Here is a 15001-nt window from a genome sequence, read left to right on the forward strand (position 1 = left end):
ACCGGGCGGCCACTTCCGGTCGTGATCATGGAGCAGGTCCGGACCACGGACAAGCAGACCCGGCCCTGGCGGCTGCCCGCGGCGGTCGCGGGCGTGTCGGCGGTGGTGTTCCTACTCGCCCGGCCGCACCTCGTCGACGACACGTTCATCACCCTCGCCTACGCGCGCAACCTCGCGTTCCACGGGCACTGGGGGCTGCTGGCCGACGCGACGTCGAACTCGGCGACGTCCCCGGCGAACGTCCTCGCCCTGGCCGCCCTGACCTTCGTGGTCCGCGACGCCGTTTTCGCGGCCGGAGTGCTGTACGCGCTGTGCCAGGTCGCGCTCGTCCTGGCCCTGCGCCGGCTCGGCACGGCGTTGCCGCGCTGGTTCCCGGCGCTGACGTTCGCGGCGCTGACGGTGAACCCGCTGCTGCTCTCGTCGATCGGGCTGGAGGTCGCGCTGGGCGCCGCGGTGCTCGGGTGGGTGACGGTGTTCGCCGTCGAACGGCGGCCCCTGGTCTTGGGGCTCAGCGCGGGCGTGCTCGCGCTCGTGCGGCTGGACCTGCTGATCTTCGCCGTGGTCCTGGGTGTGTCGGTGCGATCCGGCCGGGCCGTGCTCGGCGCCGCGCTGGTCGCCGTGCCGTGGTTCGCCTTCAGCTGGGTCGTGCTCGGCGCGGCAGTGCCCGACACGGTCGTGATCAAGACGCTGCAGGGTGCGCAACGCGCGTGGGGCGACTGGACCTTCGCCAACGGCCCGCTCTTCTACGCCCGGACTTCGCCTTGGACGGCCGTGCTGTCGTTCCTGCCGCTGGCGGTCGTCCCCTTCGCCCTCCGGCGGTCGCCCGCGCTCCGGCCGTTCGCGCTCCTGGCCCTGGGCGGCGCGCTCTACCACGTGAGCTACGTGCTCCTGAATGTCCCGCCGTACCACTGGTACTACGGCCCGGGCATCACCGCGGCGACGATCTTCGCCTGCGCCTGGGCGGCTTCCAGCCGGATCGCGACCGGCACGGTCCTGGCGGTGGTGGCCGCGAGCGCGGTCGCGTATGCGGCACCGGGACTGCCCCGGGAATTCGCGCCGCTCACTTCGAACTACGCCTCGACCGCGAAGTACGCCGAGATCGGCCGCGACCTCCACGTGCTGGCCGGGTCACGCGTCGTCGGCAGCGCGGGCGAGATCGGCGTGCTGGCCTACACGTGCGACTGCGCGATCGTCGACGTCTTCGCCGACCGCGGCCTGCTCCCCGCGGCCATCGACGCCCGCGGCGCCGGCGATCGGTGGGTGCGCGCGGCGTTGCGGGTGGACTACGCGTTCTTCGACTTCGACGTCCGGCCGCGGCACCCCGACCTGGTGCTGCGCCGGCTGCCGAGCCCGCCGCCGGACGCTCTCGCGCACTGGACGCTCGACGCGCCGACGCTCGGGAAGCAGGAGCTCTACTTGGTTCCCTCCTGAGGGAACTGCGCGTCGGTCAGGTCGAGTTCCCGGTGTTCGCCGCCCTCGAAGTCGGCTCCCTCTTCGAAGACCGTGCGCGAAAACTCGAACCGGCCCCCGGAGCGGATCCGGGTGAAGCGGACATTGCCGGCGAAGTTTGCCCGGGAGAAGAAAGCGCCTTCCTCGAAGACCGACCGGTCGAAGTTCACGATGTCGCGGAACTCCGTGCCGTAGAACCCCACCTGGCGGGTGAAGCGCGTGCCGCGGATGTGGAGTTGACCGACGAACCGGGCACGGCTGAAGTCGGCGGCGGCCAGGGTGCACCCGCTCAGCCGGAAGTCGACGAGCGTGGCTCGCTGCAGGTCGATCGACATCCCCGGCCAGTAGCCCGCCGCGTCGTGGCTCAGGTGCGTCTTGAGCAGCTCCTGCACGGCCAGCCGGACGAGGAGTTCACCCTCCCCGGGGTCGTCGGCCAGGTCGCGTGCCGCACTGCCCTTGAGCCCGACGACCGGGGCCTTGAACGGCATCCGCAGGTAGGCGCACAGCACGTTGACGATCGTCTGGCGCTGCTTCGGGTTGTCCTGCCCGAGCCGTTCCAGCGCGTAGAGCCCGCCGAGCCGCACCGGTGCCTTGTCGCTGCCGAGCTGCTCGACGGCCTTCGTGTACAGCTCGGTGACCCGCCGCTCCTCGAGGTCGCGTTCGGTCACGCCCGCGACGCGGGTCGTCTCGGCGAGCTGCAGCTCCAGCGTGCGCTGGCGGCGCGTCGCCAGCCACAGCGCGAAGACGCCGCCCGCGCCGGCGCCGATGCCGAACGCCGTCTTGACGGCGTCGATGCGCACCGGCGCGTCCGGCGACCCGGACCAGCCCAGCAGCAGCCAGAGCAGCCCGGTCGTGACGACCGCGACCACGCCGGCGGCCGCGGCCACCCACCGCCATTTCAGGAGGGGCAAGGCTTAGACGGCGCCGTACTGGCGGTCGCCCGCGTCGCCGAGCCCCGGGACGATGAAGCCCGAGTCGTTGAGGCGCTCGTCGATGCTGGCGGTGACGACGCGGACCGGCAGCCCGGTCTTTTCCAGGTGCGCCAGGCCTTCCGGCGCGGCCAGGGCGCAGATGGCCGTCACGTCGTCGGCGCCGCGGTCGGTGAGCAGCCGGATCGTGTACTCCATCGAGCCGCCGGTGGCGAGCATCGGGTCGAGCACCAGCACCGGCCGGTCGGCGAGCGACTCCGGCAGCGATTCGAGGTACGGCGTCGGCTTGAGGGTTTCTTCGTCGCGAGCGAGGCCGACGAAGCCCATCTGCGCGTCCGGGATCAGCTTGTGCGCCTGGTCGGCCATGCCGAGGCCGGCCCGCAGCACCGGGACGAGCAGCGGCGGCTTGGCCAGCTTGTAGCCCTCGGTGCGCGCGACCGGCGTGTGGATCCGCTCGGTCTTGACCGGCACGTCGCGCGTGGCTTCGTAGACCAGCATGACGGTCAGCTCGTGCAGCGCGGCCCGGAACGCGGCGCTGTCCGTGCGCGCGTCGCGCATCGTGGAGAGCCGGGCCTTCGCGAGGGGGTGATCGACGACGTGCACATCCATGCGGGTCAATCTAGCCGTCCCGCGAACCTTTTCACCCAGCCGCGCTGCCAGGGCGTTTCGACGGCGCGTTCGTGGTAGTGCTCCCGCACCCACGTGACGGCGTCTTCGGCGGGGACGCCGGACAGGACGGCCAGGCAGGCCATGACCGTGCCGGTGCGGCCGGCGCCGCCGTAGCAGGCGACTTCGACGGTTTCGACCTTGGCTCGTTCGTGCAGGGCCTTGATCTGCCGGCGTGCTTCCGCGGGCTTGACGGGCAGCAGGAAGTCCGGCCAGGTGATCCATTCGTGCGGCCAGGTGATGCCCCCGCCGTGCTTGCGCCGCAGCCGGCTCGTCCCCAGGTACAGCCCGAAGCCGGGCTCGGGTTCGTCGGGCCGCGGGCGCCCGAGCCCACGACCGCGGACCTGGACGCCGTCAGGGAATTCGACCATCGGCCCAGTGTCCTCTGAAAGGTGGACACGCAGGGTGGTTTTCGCCGCTAAGCTCCGCCGGGTGAGCGAACTGACGCCCGACCAGATGCGGGCTTCCGACGCCGATCGCGAGCGCGTCGCGCAGGTGCTGCACAACGCCCTCTCGGAAGGGCGGATCACCGTGAACGAGCTGGAAGAGCGGCTCACCACGGTGTACGAGGCGAAGACGCTCGGCGACCTCAAACCGGTGACGGCGGACCTGCCGTCGACCTCGGCGGCGGTCGAACCGGCGACGACGCGGGCCCTGGGGTTCCCCGACCAGCGCATCGGCGGCCACCCGGGCAGCCCGGTGTCGATCGGCGTGCTGTCGGGAGCGGTCCGCAAGGGCAGCTGGGTCCTCCCCCCGCAGCACAACAGCTTCGCGTTCTGGGGCGGCGCGGAGATCGACCTGCGCCAGGCCCGGTTCGCGGACCGGAACTGCACGATCACCGCGGTCGCGATCATGGGCGGCATCCAGATCACGGTCCCGGACGACATCAACGTCGACGTGACGGGGATCGGGTTGATGGGCGGGTTCGTGCTGGAGGACAAGTCGGGTGCGCCGCCGGCGCCGGCGACCGCGCCGACGGTGAAGATCAACGGCCTGGCGTTCTGGGGCGGGGTCGTCGTCTACCGGAAGCCGGCGAAGCGGGCCGAGCCGCCGCAGATCGAAGGCGCCTGACCTCGGCGATGTGACGCGTCAGGCACCGAGCGTCACAGCCAACGGGGGCTCGCGCTGTCGGACCCGCCGCCTAGACTCAGGCGCATGACAGCCACGACCAGCACGTCAGCGGCGCCGGCCACCCCGGCACCGCTGGTGGACGCGACTCGCGACGACGCGAGCCTGCGCCGCTTCCTGCTCGGGCTGCCCGGAGTCGACCAGGTCGGCGTCGAGCAGCGCGCGGCGGGCCTCGGCACGCGCAGCATCAAGAAGGACGCCAAGCGGTGGGCCATCGACACCGCCATCTCCATGGTCGACCTGACCACGCTGGAGGGCGCCGACACCCACGGCAAGGTCCGGGCGCTCGCCGCGAAGGCCGTCCGCCCCGACCCCGAACGCCAGGACACCCCGCGCGTCGCCGCCGTCTGCGTGTACCCGGACATGGTCGCCACCGCCGTCGAAGCGCTCAAGGGCAGCGGCGTGCACGTCGCGAGCGTCGCGACCGGCTTCCCGGCCGGGCGCACTTCGCGGGAGATCAAGCTGGCCGACACCAAGATCGCCGTCGACGCGGGCGCGCACGAAGTCGACATGGTGATCGACCGCGGCGCCTTCCTCGAGGGCCGCTACATGGACGTCTTCGAAGAAATCCAGGCGATCAAGGCCGCCTGCGGCGACGCCCACCTGAAGGTCATCCTCGAGACCGGCGAGCTGGCGACCTACGACAACGTGCGGCGCGCGTCGTGGCTGGCGCTGCTGGCCGGCGGGGACTTCATCAAGACGTCCACCGGCAAGGTGTCCCCCGCCGCGACGCTGCCGGTCACCCACATCATGCTGCAGGCCGTCCACGACTGGCACGTCCAGACCGGCGAGCTGCGCGGCGTCAAGCCCGCGGGCGGCATCCGGACCACGAAGGACGCGATCAAGTACCTCGTCGCCGTGCACGAGGTCGCCGGCGAGCAGTGGCTGGTCCCGGACCTGTTCCGCTTCGGCGCGTCCAGCCTGCTCAACGACCTGCTGCTGCAGCGCCGCACCCAGGTGGACGGCCACTACAGCGGCCCCGACTACGTGACGGTGGACTGATGCCTGTTTTCGAGTACGCACCGGCGCCGGAGTCGCGCGCCATCGCGAACCTGAAGGACCACTACAAGCCGTTCGTCGACGGCGAGTTCGTCGACGGCTCGGGTGAGCCGCTCAAGACGATCAACCCGGCCACCGAAGAGGTCCTCGCCGAGGTCGGCACCGCGTCGAAGTCCGATGTGGACACCGCGGTCAAGGCCGCGCGCAAGGCGTACAACGGTGCCTGGTCGAAGATGCCGGGCACCGAGCGCGCGAAGTACCTCTTCCGCATCGCGCGGCTGATCCAGGAACGCTCGCGCGAGCTGGCGGTGCTGGAGAGCCTCGACAACGGCAAGCCGATCAAGGAGTCGCGCGACTCCGACATCCCGACCGCGGCGGCGCACTTCTTCTACCACGCCGGCTGGGCGGACAAGCTGGAGTACGCGGGGTACGGCGCCAATCCGCGTCCGCTGGGCGTCGCGGGCCAGATCATCCCGTGGAACTTCCCGCTGCTGATGCTGGCCTGGAAGATCGCGCCGGCGCTGGCCACCGGCAACACCGTCGTGCTGAAGCCGGCCGAGACGACGCCGTTGACCGCGCTGGTCTTCGCGGAGATCTGCCAGCAGGCGGAGCTGCCACCCGGCGTGGTCAACATCCTCCCGGGCGCGGGCGACATCGGTGCGTCCATCGTGGAGCACGCGGGCATCGACAAGATCGCCTTCACCGGCTCGACCGAGGTCGGCAAGGCGATCCAGCGCCAGGTCGCGGGCACGCCGAAGAAGCTGACCCTGGAGCTGGGCGGCAAGGCGGCGAACATCGTGTTCGAGGACGCGCCGCTCGACCAGGCCATCGAAGGCATCGTCAACGGCATCTTCTTCAACCAGGGCCACGTCTGCTGCGCGGGCTCGCGGCTGCTGGTGCAGGAGTCCATCGCCGAAGAGGTGCTGGAGAAGCTCCGCTACCGCGTCTCGACGCTGCGCGTCGGCGACCCCCTGGACAAGAACACCGACGTCGGCGCGATCAACTCGGCCGAGCAGCTCGCCAAGATCCGCGGGCTCGTCGAGTCCGGTGACGCCGAGGGCGCGCAGCGCTGGACCAGCCCGTGCCCGGTGCCGGAGCGCGGGTTCTTCTTCGCCCCGACGGTGTTCGCGAACGTCCACCAGTCGATGCGGATCGCGCGCGAGGAGATCTTCGGCCCGGTGCTGTCGGTGCTGACGTTCCGCACGCCGGACGAGGCCGTGGCGAAGGCGAACAACACGCCGTACGGGCTTTCGGCCGGCATCTGGACCGAAAAGGGCTCCCGGATCCTGTGGATGGCGAACCAGCTGCGCGCGGGCGTGGTCTGGGCCAACACCTTCAACCGCTTCGACCCCGCCGCACCGTTCGGCGGCTACCAGGAATCCGGCTTCGGGCGCGAAGGCGGCCGCACCGGGCTGGAGGCTTACCTCAGTGTCTAATTCAAAGCAGTCTGATCTTGTGAGGATTTCCGTCGCCAAGACGTACAAGCTGTACATCGGCGGCAAGTTCCCGCGTTCGGAGTCCGGCCGGGTGTACCCGGTGACGGACGCGAAGGGCAAGTTCCTGGCGAACGCGGCGCACGCGTCCCGCAAGGACGTCCGCGACGCGGTGGTGGCGGCCCGCAAGGCGTTCCCGGGCTGGTCGGGCGCGACGGCGTACAACCGCGGCCAGGTGCTCTACCGCGTGGCCGAGGTGCTGGAGGGCCGGCGCGACCAGTTCATCGCGGAGGTTTCGGCGTCCGAGGGCCTGGCCGCGAAGAAGGCCGAGTCCCTTGTGGACGCAGCGATCGACCGCTGGGTCTGGTACGCGGGCTGGACGGACAAGATCGCGTCCGTGCTGGGTTCGGCGAACCCGGTCGCGGGCCCGTACTTCTCGTTCACGGTCCCGGAGCCGACCGGCGTGGTGGGCATCCTGGCGCCGCAGGGGTCGTCCCTGCTGGGCCTGGTCGAGGTCCTGGCCCCGGTCCTGGCGACGGGCTCGACGGCGGTGGTGGTGTCGAGCGCGGAGAGGCCCCTGCCGGCGATCACGCTGTCGGAGGTCCTGGCGACATCGGACGTCCCGGGCGGAGTGGCGAACATCCTGACGGGCCGGGCGTCGGAACTGGGTCCGTGGCTGGCATCGCACGGTGACGTCAACGCCCTGGACCCGACGGGTGCCGCGCCTGCCGAGCGTGTGGAGTTGGCGCGCGAAGCGGCGAACACGGTGAAGCGGGTGCTGACGGTCCCGGCGGCGGAGCCGGACTGGACGTCGGCGCCGGACCTGACCCGGCTGCGGCGGTACCTGGAGGCGAAGACGGTCTGGCACCCGCTGGGCGTCTGAGCCCGCGAGGGGCTTCCGGACGCCTGGAAGCCCCTCGCGCATTCCCGGACGGACAGCTGACCGGCCGCCCGGCCCCGACCGCACCCGGAGCGCGATGCAGGACAAAGCCCGGCTGGCACGTGATGCCGTGACCGCGCCCGTGCCGCCACGGCCGGCCGCGGGCGCCGTGTCCGTGGTCCTGGCGCTTGCGAGCTGGGCCACCTTGGTCTGGCTCGGCGTCACCGCGCCCGCGCGGACCCATCCGCTCGTCTACTTCGGGCTGATCTTCCTCGGCGCCGGCAGCTTCGCGCTGCTGCTCGCCGGCGCGGGCGCGCTCACCGCCCGTTCGCGTTCGCTCGCCGGACGGCTGACGCCGTCGTTCGTCACCGGCGCCCGCAACCTCGTCCTGGCGATGTGGTGGTGCGCGATCGTGGTCGACGTTCTCGGCTGCCTGATCGTCGTCGGCACCGGTGGGCGTGGCGGTACCGCGCCGCTCACCGCGAGCACCGTGGTCACGGCCTTCGTCGTCGCCGCCGTCACGGTCACCACCGCCGGGGCGACGTCGTTCTCCGTCCGCCGGGCCTACCGCCTCAGCTCATCGTGACCGAGAAGTCCGTCAGCGTGAACCTCGCCTTGCCCCCGCCGGTCGAGCAGAACTCGATCCCGTAGCCGATCTGGTTCACCGTCGGGTTCGGCGGGATCAGGCCCTTGCCGATCGACCAGGCGATCATCGCCTTCAGGTCGAGGCTGCCCGAGTACTGCGTCGCGCGGGAAACGAACGCCACGTACCCGTCGTCGTCCGCCCAGACGTCGTACGTCGCTCCGGCCGCCGTGTACGTGGCCAGTTTGTCGCCCGAGGGCTGTTGCTTCAGGTTCTCCGTCCACACCATCAGCTCACTGACGCCGGCTCCGTCGCCGACGCCGTTCAGCCACAGGTCGTACGCCACGTCGTAGATGCCCACGCCCGGGCCGCGGCCGGCGAACGTCGTCCTGATCACGGAATAGTCGTTGAACGGTTTCCCATTCTGGTTGTTGATGTCTTTGTGCACGTTCGGATAGGTTTTCACCGACGTCGAGTCGGGCTGGGTGGAATCGACGTACCAGTTGTCGTACGCGCACGCGCGCAGCGTTTCCGGGCCCGCCTCACCCGCGTTCCACATGTTGTTGTGGACGTAGTAGCCGCCGTCCGACCAGCCGCCGTCGGTCTCCGACGTCGTGAACTCCGGACTGCGGCAGCCGCGCACCGGCGTTGTCGACGGCGGCGTCGGAGTTGGCACCACCACCCGGGAAGACGGCGTCGGCGAGGCCGAAGCCGCGGACGCCGAGGACGTGCTGGGCGCCGTCGTCGGGACCGCCGCCGGGGCCGGGGCCGCGACGCCGCCGACCGGGCCGTCACCGCAGCCGGCGACCACCAGGAAGGGAATCGTCAACATCACGGCCAGCATTCTTCGTCGCATTTTCCCGCCCGCAACCCGAATTCGGCAGAACGAGGCGGAACCTTAACACGGAAACCGAAGAATCAGCTGTGATCGGCGGCGGGGTCCAGATCGTCCGCCATGATCGGCCGGCCCGGGAGCTCCGTGCCCGGCCGCGCGCTGAGTCCGTCGATCATGATCCCGACGCAGCGCCGGGCCGCCATCTCCGCCACGTCCGAGGACTTCGCCCGCATCTGGCGCAGCAGCGTCGCGAACAGGATCGCGATGTCACCCGCGCCGACATCCGGGCGGAGCACGCCCTCGGCCTGGGCTCCGCGGACGAAGTCCTCCACCACCGCCAGGATCTCGTCCCGCAGGCGCCGGACCTCCGGGTCGCCCTTCAGGATGACCAGGGCCCGGTGGGACACCATCGCCAGCTGGATGCTCAGCTGCAGCTCGACCGACTGCCTCAGCAGCCGCTCCAGCGCGCGCCACGACGACGTCTCCTCGGCGGCGATCGCGCGCGCGTCGATCAGGACCCGCTCGAAGTTGTCCATCGCGACCGCGCGGACCAGCGCGTCGCGGTCCGGGAACCGGCGGTACAGCGTGCCGACACCGACGCCGGCCGCGCGGGCGATCTCCTCCATCGGCACCTCGGGACCGGAGACGGCGAAGATGGTCTTCGCGGCGGCCAGGATCTGGTCGCGGTTGCGCCGCGCGTCCGCCCGCAGGGTGGTCTCGGGGTCTGCCGTCATGCCGTTCGCCTCTCGCTGGATCGCGCGGAGTGATTCTCGCATGGTCAGGCGGCCACACACCCCGCCCACAGCGAGTCACCCGTTAGCTAGTGGACGACTTCCTTCCGCTTCGGTACCTTGGACCGCAGAACCGGAATGTAATCCTCCGCATACTGTTAGTCCGTTTTAGGGGGCCCGAAATGACCGAAGTCGCTGATCCCACCACGAAGGACGAAGTCTTCCCGCTGGTGCGCAGCTGCCCGTTCGCGCCGCCGCCGGCGTACGAGAAGCTGCGCGAAGCAGGCCCGGTCCAGCGCGTCGAGCTGCAGTCCGGCCAGGAGGCGTGGGCGATCACCCGGCTCGAGGACGTCCGGCAGATGCTCACCGACCCGCGGTTCAGCTCCGACCGGTTCAACCCCGGCTTCCCGTTCCTGACCAAGCAGGGACGCCCGGTGCGGCGGACCAACTTCACCGCGTCGCTGATCAACATGGACCCGCCGCAGCACGGCGCGGCCCGCCGTGAGGTTGTCGGCGAGTTCACGGTCAAGCGGATGAAGGCGCTCCAGCCGCGCATCCAGCAGATCGTCGACGAGCACATCGACGCGATCCTGGCCGGCCCGAAGCCCGCCGACCTGGTCACCGCACTGTCGCTGCCGGTGCCGTCGCTGGTCATCTGCGAGCTGCTCGGCGTCCCGTACGCCGACCACGAGTTCTTCCAGGTCCGCAGCTCGACGCTGCTCAACCGGGACGTCGAGCAGGACGACCGGATCAAGGCCGTCGACGAGCTGCAGAACTACCTCGACGAGCTGGTCACCAAGAAGGAGACCGAGCCGGCCGACGACCTGCTCAGCCGTCAGATCGCCAAGCAGCGCGAGGAGCACGGCGACGCCGACCACGACTCGCTCGTCTCCCTGGCGTTCCTGCTGCTCATCGCCGGGCACGAGACGACGGCGAACATGATCTCGCTCGGCACCGTCGCGCTGCTGGAGAACCCGGACCAGCTCGAGCTGATCAAGAACGACCCGGGCAAGACGCTCGACGCCGTCGAGGAGCTGCTCCGGTACTTCACGATCGCCGAGTTCGCGACGTCGCGCGTCGCCACCGAGGACCTCGAGATCGGCGGGCAGCTGATCCGCGAGGGCGAGGGCGTGCTCGGCCTGAGCTACTCCGGCAACCGCGACCCGGAGGCGTTCGAAAACCCGGACGAGCTCGACCTGGAGCGCGGCGCGCGCCACCACGTCGCGTTCGGCTTCGGGCCGCACCAGTGCCTCGGCCAGAACCTCGCCCGGATGGAGCTGCAGATCGTCTTCGACACGCTCTTCCGCCGCATCCCGGAGCTGAAGCTGGCCGCGCCGGTCGACCAGCTGCCGTTCAAGCACGACTCGTCGATCTTCGGGCTCTACTGCCTGCCCGTGACCTGGTGAAGGGGGCGCCATGACGACTGTCGAAAAGCACGAATTCCCGATGACCCGCACGTGCCCGTTCTCGCCGCCGCCGGCGTACGAGGAGATCCGCGAAGAAGAGCCGGTGTCGAAGGTCGGGCTGCCCGACGGAGGCTGGGCCTGGGTGGTCACCCGGCACGAGGACGTCCGGACCGTGCTGAACGACCGGCGGTTCAGCGCCGACCGGCAGCACCCGGACTTCCCGCAGCTGGTCAAGGGCGGGTTCCGGCGGCAGGGCGACGAGCGCACCATGATCACCATGGACGCGCCCGAGCACGGGCCGGCCCGCAAGGCCGTGCTCGGCGAGTTCACCGTGCGCCGGATGGAGGCGCTGCGGCCGCGGATCCAGGAGATCGTGGACGGGCAGATCGACGCGCTGCTCGCCGGGCCGAAGCCGGGTGACCTGGTCGAGGCGCTGTCGCTGCCGGTGCCGTCGCTGGTGATCTGCGAGATGCTCGGCGTGCCCTACGCCGACCACGACTTCTTCCAGACCCACACGGCGAAGCTGATCAAGCGCGCGACGACGCCGGAGGAGCGGCGGGCGGCGTTCGACACCATCCGCGGCTACATGGAAGACCTCATCGCGGAGAAGGAGGCGAACCCGCCGGACGACCTGCTCGGCCGGCAGATCGTCAAGCTCCGCGAAGACGGCGCCTACCGGCGTGCTTCGCTGGCCGCGACCGGCTTCCTGCTGCTGGTGGCCGGGCACGAGACGACGGCGAACATGATTTCCCTGTCCACCGTGGCGTTCCTCCGCAACCCGGAGCAGCTCGCGGCGATCAAGGCCGACCCGGGCAAGACGCTCGACGCCGTCGAGGAGATGCTGCGCTACTGGACGATCGTCGACGCGGCCACGGCGCGCCTGTGCGTCGAGGACATCGAGGTCGGCGGGCAGCTGATCCGGGCCGGCGAGGGCGTGCTGGCGCTGGGCTACGCGGCGAACCGCGACCCGCGGGCGTTCGACGACCCGGACGAGCTGGACATCGAGCGCGGCGCGCGCCACCACGTCGCGTTCGGCTTCGGGCCGCACCAGTGCCTCGGCCAGAACCTCGCCCGGATGGAGCTGCAGATCGTGTTCGACACGCTCTTCCGGCGCATCCCGACCCTCGCGCTGGCCGCGGACGTCGACGACCTGCCGTTCAAGGACGACGCGAACATCTACGGCCTGTACCGGCTGCCGGTGACCTGGTAGAGAACGAACTGCCATCCCACCACAGGAGAGAAGAACCATGAAGATCATCGCGGACACCGGCAAGTGCGTCGGCGCCGGGCAGTGCGTGCTGACCGAGCCCGCCCTGTTCGACCAGAGCGAAGACGACGGCACGGTCATCGTCCTCGACGACCAGCCGGAGGGCGAGCTGGTCGAGAAGGCCCGCGAAGCGGTGCACGTTTGCCCCAGCCAGGCCCTGTTACTGCAGGAGTAGGTCTGCCGCAGCTTGAGGTTCACCCCGAACGGTGGACAGGGGCTTACGAGGGATCAGGCAGCCGTGCGAAGTGACTGCTCGAAATTGTCGGGACTGAGCATCCCGATTGCGGAGTGCCGCCGCACACTGTTGTAGAAACGAACCCAATTGTCAACTGCGGCAACGAGTTCCATCTTCGTGGCGTAGGCATGCCGGTAGTAGTGCTCATGTTTGAACGTCGACCAGAACGACTCTGCCGGGCTGTTGTCCCAGCAGATACCGGTTTCGCCCATCGACCGGCGCAGCCCGTGCCGGAAGCACGCTTGCGCCGTCAGATGCGCCGTGAACTCCCCGCCGCGGTCGGAATGCAGTACCGTGCCGCGACATTCACCGCCACGGGCGGCGACCGCGTCGTGGATGGCGTCCGTGACCATCTCAGCGCTGATACGGTCAGATACACTGTGGCCCAACACTTTCCGAGAGTGCCCGTCCCGGATCGCACACAGGAACATCTCGCCCTCACCACACGTCAAATACGTGATGTCGGTCAGCCAGACCGCGTCCAGCCGGCCCCGGTCGAAAAGCCGGTCGACCAGATCCGGCGGGAACGACGCGGCCGGATCGACCACCGTCGTCTTCACCTTGAACGTGCGCGGGCTGATGCCCTCCAGCCCGATCGAGGCCATGATCTTGGCGACCGTCTTCGCTGTGACCACCTCGCCCTGGTCACGCAGTTCGGCGGTGATCCGCGGCGACCCGTAGGTTCCGCGGGAGTCCTTGTGCGCCTCGGTGATCTTCACCTCGAGGTCGGCGCGGCGTTGCTGCCGTGGCGTCAGCACCCTTGCCGCGGCGCGTTTGGCGTGCGCGTAGTAGCCGGCTCTCGACACGCTCAGCAGCCGCGCCATCCGCCGGACCGAGAACCGGGTGTGCTGCGGCGAGGTGGAGCCGGCCGTCTCGGCGAACTCGTCGGGGCCGGCGTACTTGGCCATCAGAGCGAACCGGGCCGGTTCTTCTGCATCGCGGCAAAGTACGCCGAAGCTTTTACCAGGAACGCGTTGTCCTTCTCCAGTTCGGCCACCTGCCCGCGCAAGCGCAGCAGCTCGGCCCGCTCGGCCGCCTGCAAGGGGTTGTCCCCGTGGACCTCAGCCGCGGTGATCCGGCGTCGTTCGTCTTTGACCCAGACACTCAACATGCCCGCGTCGATGCCCAGCTCGCGGGCGACCTCAGCGATCGTGCGGCCGGAATCGATCACACGGTGAGCAGCCTCGACCTTGTACTCCGCCGGGTACGACCGGCGCTTGCGAGCAGGCATGAGGACATCCTTTCAGCAGGACATCTGATCCTGCTAACTCGGTGTCCACTACCCGGGGTGAACCTCAGCTTGTCGTGAGTGTTTAGGGCGGTTAGAACCGCCCTAAACACTCACGACAGAGTTATCCACATCGGCTCTGGTTATCCACAGATTTGCCGGGCGCCTCTTGCGGGCCCCCGGAGTCGATCATCGTCGAGGTATGCCTCTTCACCGACGGTGGTCCACCGACGTGCTACCGGAACCGGCCAGACCCAGCTGGCAAGTCGTCCTCGAACGGCAGTCCGGCGTCCTCAGTCTCGGACAGCTCCGCGCTTACGGCCACACCAAGGCGGACCTGGCGGCCAACGTGGAAGCCGGGCGGTGGCAGCGCGTGCTGCCCGGCGTCTACGCGACGTTCACCGGTCCACTGCCCCGGCCCGCGCGCTTGGCAGCCGCACTGCTCTACGGCGGCAAGCACGCCATCTTGAGTCATCACTCGGCAGCGGAAGAATGGGGCCTCCTCCCGATCATCGACCGGCCGGTCGAAATCACCGTGCCCTACACGAGTTCGGCCATCTCACAACGGCCGTTCGTGGTGGTCCATCGCTCACGCGCCCTGGCGCACACGACGCTGGCGACCACGCCACCTCGGACCCGCGGTGCGGACACCGTCGTCGACCTGGCCGTTTCCCAGGAGACGGCCAGAGAGGCGACGCTTCTCGTCGTGGACCTCGTCAGCCGAAGTTCGATCTCGCTCGAAGCCGTCGAGAACTGTGTCACGCAACGCCCGCCCTATCGCTACCGGGCTGCCATCCGTAACGGCCTCGGCCTGGTGCGCAACGGCTTGATGTCCGCCCTCGAAGTCGAGTACCTCCAGCTGGTCGAGGACGAGCACGGCCTGCCACGAGGTGACCGGCAGACGCCGTTCGTCGTGGACGGGAAGACACTCTGGGAAGACGTGACCTACGACAGCCACGGCGCGGCGGTCACGGTCCGGCTCGACGGCCGGGCCACTCATGCCATGGCAGGCATCGCCTTCCGGGACCGTCGCCGGGACAACGCCGCCGAACTCGCCGGCCGCGCCCGGCTCGTCTACGGCTGGAACGAAGTGCACACCGAACCGTGCGCGGTCGCGGACGAAGTCCGGCAGGTTCTGCTCCGTGAGGGCTGGGATCCGGCCGGGCACCGCGAGCCGACTTGCCGACGATGCACGTCGTGAGTGTTTAGGGCGGTTAGAACCGCCCTAAACA

At 69.8% G+C, this 15001-nt stretch carries 17 protein-coding genes; 10 read left to right on the top strand and 7 right to left on the bottom strand.

Going from position 1 to position 15001, the window contains the following annotated elements:
- Positions 1 to 27 precede the first annotated feature (27 nt).
- On the top strand, positions 28 to 1431 hold the full coding sequence (locus QRX60_RS06850; RefSeq protein WP_285999956.1) for a hypothetical protein: 1404 nt from the start codon (positions 28 to 30) through the stop codon (positions 1429 to 1431).
- On the opposite strand, the gene QRX60_RS06855 is transcribed toward QRX60_RS06850, so the two are convergent.
- The 3 genes from QRX60_RS06855 to QRX60_RS06865 are packed head-to-tail and all read right to left on the bottom strand — an operon-like array spanning position 1413 to position 3415.
- Positions 1413 to 2360 carry a pentapeptide repeat-containing protein gene (locus tag QRX60_RS06855; RefSeq protein ID WP_285999957.1) on the bottom strand — a complete coding sequence of 316 codons (948 nt, stop codon included), beginning with the start codon at positions 2358 to 2360 and terminating at the stop codon, positions 1413 to 1415. The genes QRX60_RS06850 and QRX60_RS06855 overlap by 19 nt on opposite strands.
- A 3-nt stretch (positions 2361 to 2363) precedes the next feature.
- A complete protein-coding gene (gene upp, locus QRX60_RS06860) occupies positions 2364 to 2987 on the bottom strand; it encodes a uracil phosphoribosyltransferase (protein ID WP_285482509.1) in 624 nt (207 codons plus the stop codon).
- Between the two features lie 5 nt (positions 2988 to 2992).
- Complete coding sequence (locus QRX60_RS06865; RefSeq protein ID WP_285999958.1) at positions 2993 to 3415, bottom strand: protein-tyrosine phosphatase family protein; 423 nt, start codon at positions 3413 to 3415, stop codon at positions 2993 to 2995.
- Positions 3416 to 3500: 85 nt separating this feature from the next.
- Between QRX60_RS06865 and QRX60_RS06870 the strand changes: the two genes are divergently transcribed.
- From QRX60_RS06870 to QRX60_RS06890, 5 genes are all read left to right on the top strand, one after another.
- Complete coding sequence (locus QRX60_RS06870) at positions 3501 to 4115, top strand: DUF1707 SHOCT-like domain-containing protein (RefSeq protein ID WP_286003520.1); 615 nt, start codon at positions 3501 to 3503, stop codon at positions 4113 to 4115.
- An 84-nt stretch (positions 4116 to 4199) separates the two neighbouring features.
- Entirely contained in the window at positions 4200 to 5174 is a 975-nt protein-coding gene (gene deoC / locus QRX60_RS06875; RefSeq protein WP_284747996.1) for a deoxyribose-phosphate aldolase, read from the top strand.
- Positions 5174 to 6607: an aldehyde dehydrogenase family protein gene (locus tag QRX60_RS06880; protein WP_285999959.1), complete on the top strand. Its 1434-nt coding sequence runs from the start codon at positions 5174 to 5176 to the stop codon at positions 6605 to 6607. Before deoC ends, QRX60_RS06880 begins: the two co-directional genes overlap by 1 nt.
- A gap of 19 nt (positions 6608 to 6626) precedes the next feature.
- A complete protein-coding gene (locus tag QRX60_RS06885; RefSeq protein WP_408630212.1) occupies positions 6627 to 7487 on the top strand; it encodes an aldehyde dehydrogenase family protein in 861 nt (286 codons plus the stop codon).
- A gap of 127 nt (positions 7488 to 7614) precedes the next feature.
- Positions 7615 to 8070: a hypothetical protein gene (locus tag QRX60_RS06890; RefSeq protein ID WP_285999961.1), complete on the top strand. Its 456-nt coding sequence runs from the start codon at positions 7615 to 7617 to the stop codon at positions 8068 to 8070.
- Here QRX60_RS06890 and QRX60_RS06895 read toward each other — a convergent pair.
- Together QRX60_RS06895 and QRX60_RS06900 are read right to left on the bottom strand one after the other, a co-directional pair.
- Entirely contained in the window at positions 8057 to 8899 is an 843-nt protein-coding gene (locus QRX60_RS06895) for a GH12 family glycosyl hydrolase domain-containing protein (protein WP_285999962.1), read from the bottom strand. The two genes, QRX60_RS06890 and QRX60_RS06895, sit on opposite strands and share 14 nt — an antisense overlap.
- Before the next feature lie 86 nt (positions 8900 to 8985).
- Positions 8986 to 9636 carry a TetR/AcrR family transcriptional regulator gene (locus QRX60_RS06900; RefSeq protein ID WP_285999963.1) on the bottom strand — a complete coding sequence of 217 codons (651 nt, stop codon included), beginning with the start codon at positions 9634 to 9636 and terminating at the stop codon, positions 8986 to 8988.
- A gap of 179 nt (positions 9637 to 9815) precedes the next feature.
- Here QRX60_RS06900 and QRX60_RS06905 point away from each other — a divergent pair, with 179 nt between their 5' ends.
- From QRX60_RS06905 to QRX60_RS06915, 3 genes are read left to right on the top strand one after another with little or no spacing between them, the layout of a single operon-like run.
- Positions 9816 to 11039: a cytochrome P450 gene (locus QRX60_RS06905; RefSeq protein ID WP_285999964.1), complete on the top strand. Its 1224-nt coding sequence runs from the start codon at positions 9816 to 9818 to the stop codon at positions 11037 to 11039.
- Positions 11040 to 11049: 10 nt separating this feature from the next.
- Positions 11050 to 12249 carry a cytochrome P450 gene (locus QRX60_RS06910; RefSeq protein ID WP_285999965.1) on the top strand — a complete coding sequence of 400 codons (1200 nt, stop codon included), beginning with the start codon at positions 11050 to 11052 and terminating at the stop codon, positions 12247 to 12249.
- A gap of 37 nt (positions 12250 to 12286) precedes the next feature.
- Positions 12287 to 12481 carry a ferredoxin gene (locus QRX60_RS06915; protein ID WP_285999966.1) on the top strand — a complete coding sequence of 65 codons (195 nt, stop codon included), beginning with the start codon at positions 12287 to 12289 and terminating at the stop codon, positions 12479 to 12481.
- Positions 12482 to 12534: 53 nt separating this feature from the next.
- Here the strand turns inward: QRX60_RS06915 and QRX60_RS06920 are convergent, their stop codons facing one another.
- Both QRX60_RS06920 and QRX60_RS06925 read right to left on the bottom strand, forming a co-directional pair.
- Positions 12535 to 13449, bottom strand: a complete 915-nt coding sequence (locus QRX60_RS06920; RefSeq protein WP_285999967.1) for an IS3 family transposase — start codon at positions 13447 to 13449, stop codon at positions 12535 to 12537.
- On the bottom strand, positions 13449 to 13772 hold the full coding sequence (locus QRX60_RS06925) for a transposase (RefSeq protein ID WP_285994936.1): 324 nt from the start codon (positions 13770 to 13772) through the stop codon (positions 13449 to 13451). Before QRX60_RS06925 ends, QRX60_RS06920 begins: the two co-directional genes overlap by 1 nt.
- Positions 13773 to 13971: 199 nt before the next feature.
- On the opposite strand from QRX60_RS06925, the gene QRX60_RS06930 reads away from it, so the two are divergent.
- Positions 13972 to 14970, top strand: coding sequence for a hypothetical protein (locus QRX60_RS06930; protein WP_285999968.1), 999 nt, complete (start codon positions 13972 to 13974; stop codon positions 14968 to 14970).
- Positions 14971 to 15001 lie beyond the last annotated feature (31 nt).

The organism is Amycolatopsis mongoliensis, assembly GCF_030285665.1.
Classification (GTDB): Bacteria; Actinomycetota; Actinomycetes; order Mycobacteriales; family Pseudonocardiaceae; genus Amycolatopsis; species Amycolatopsis mongoliensis.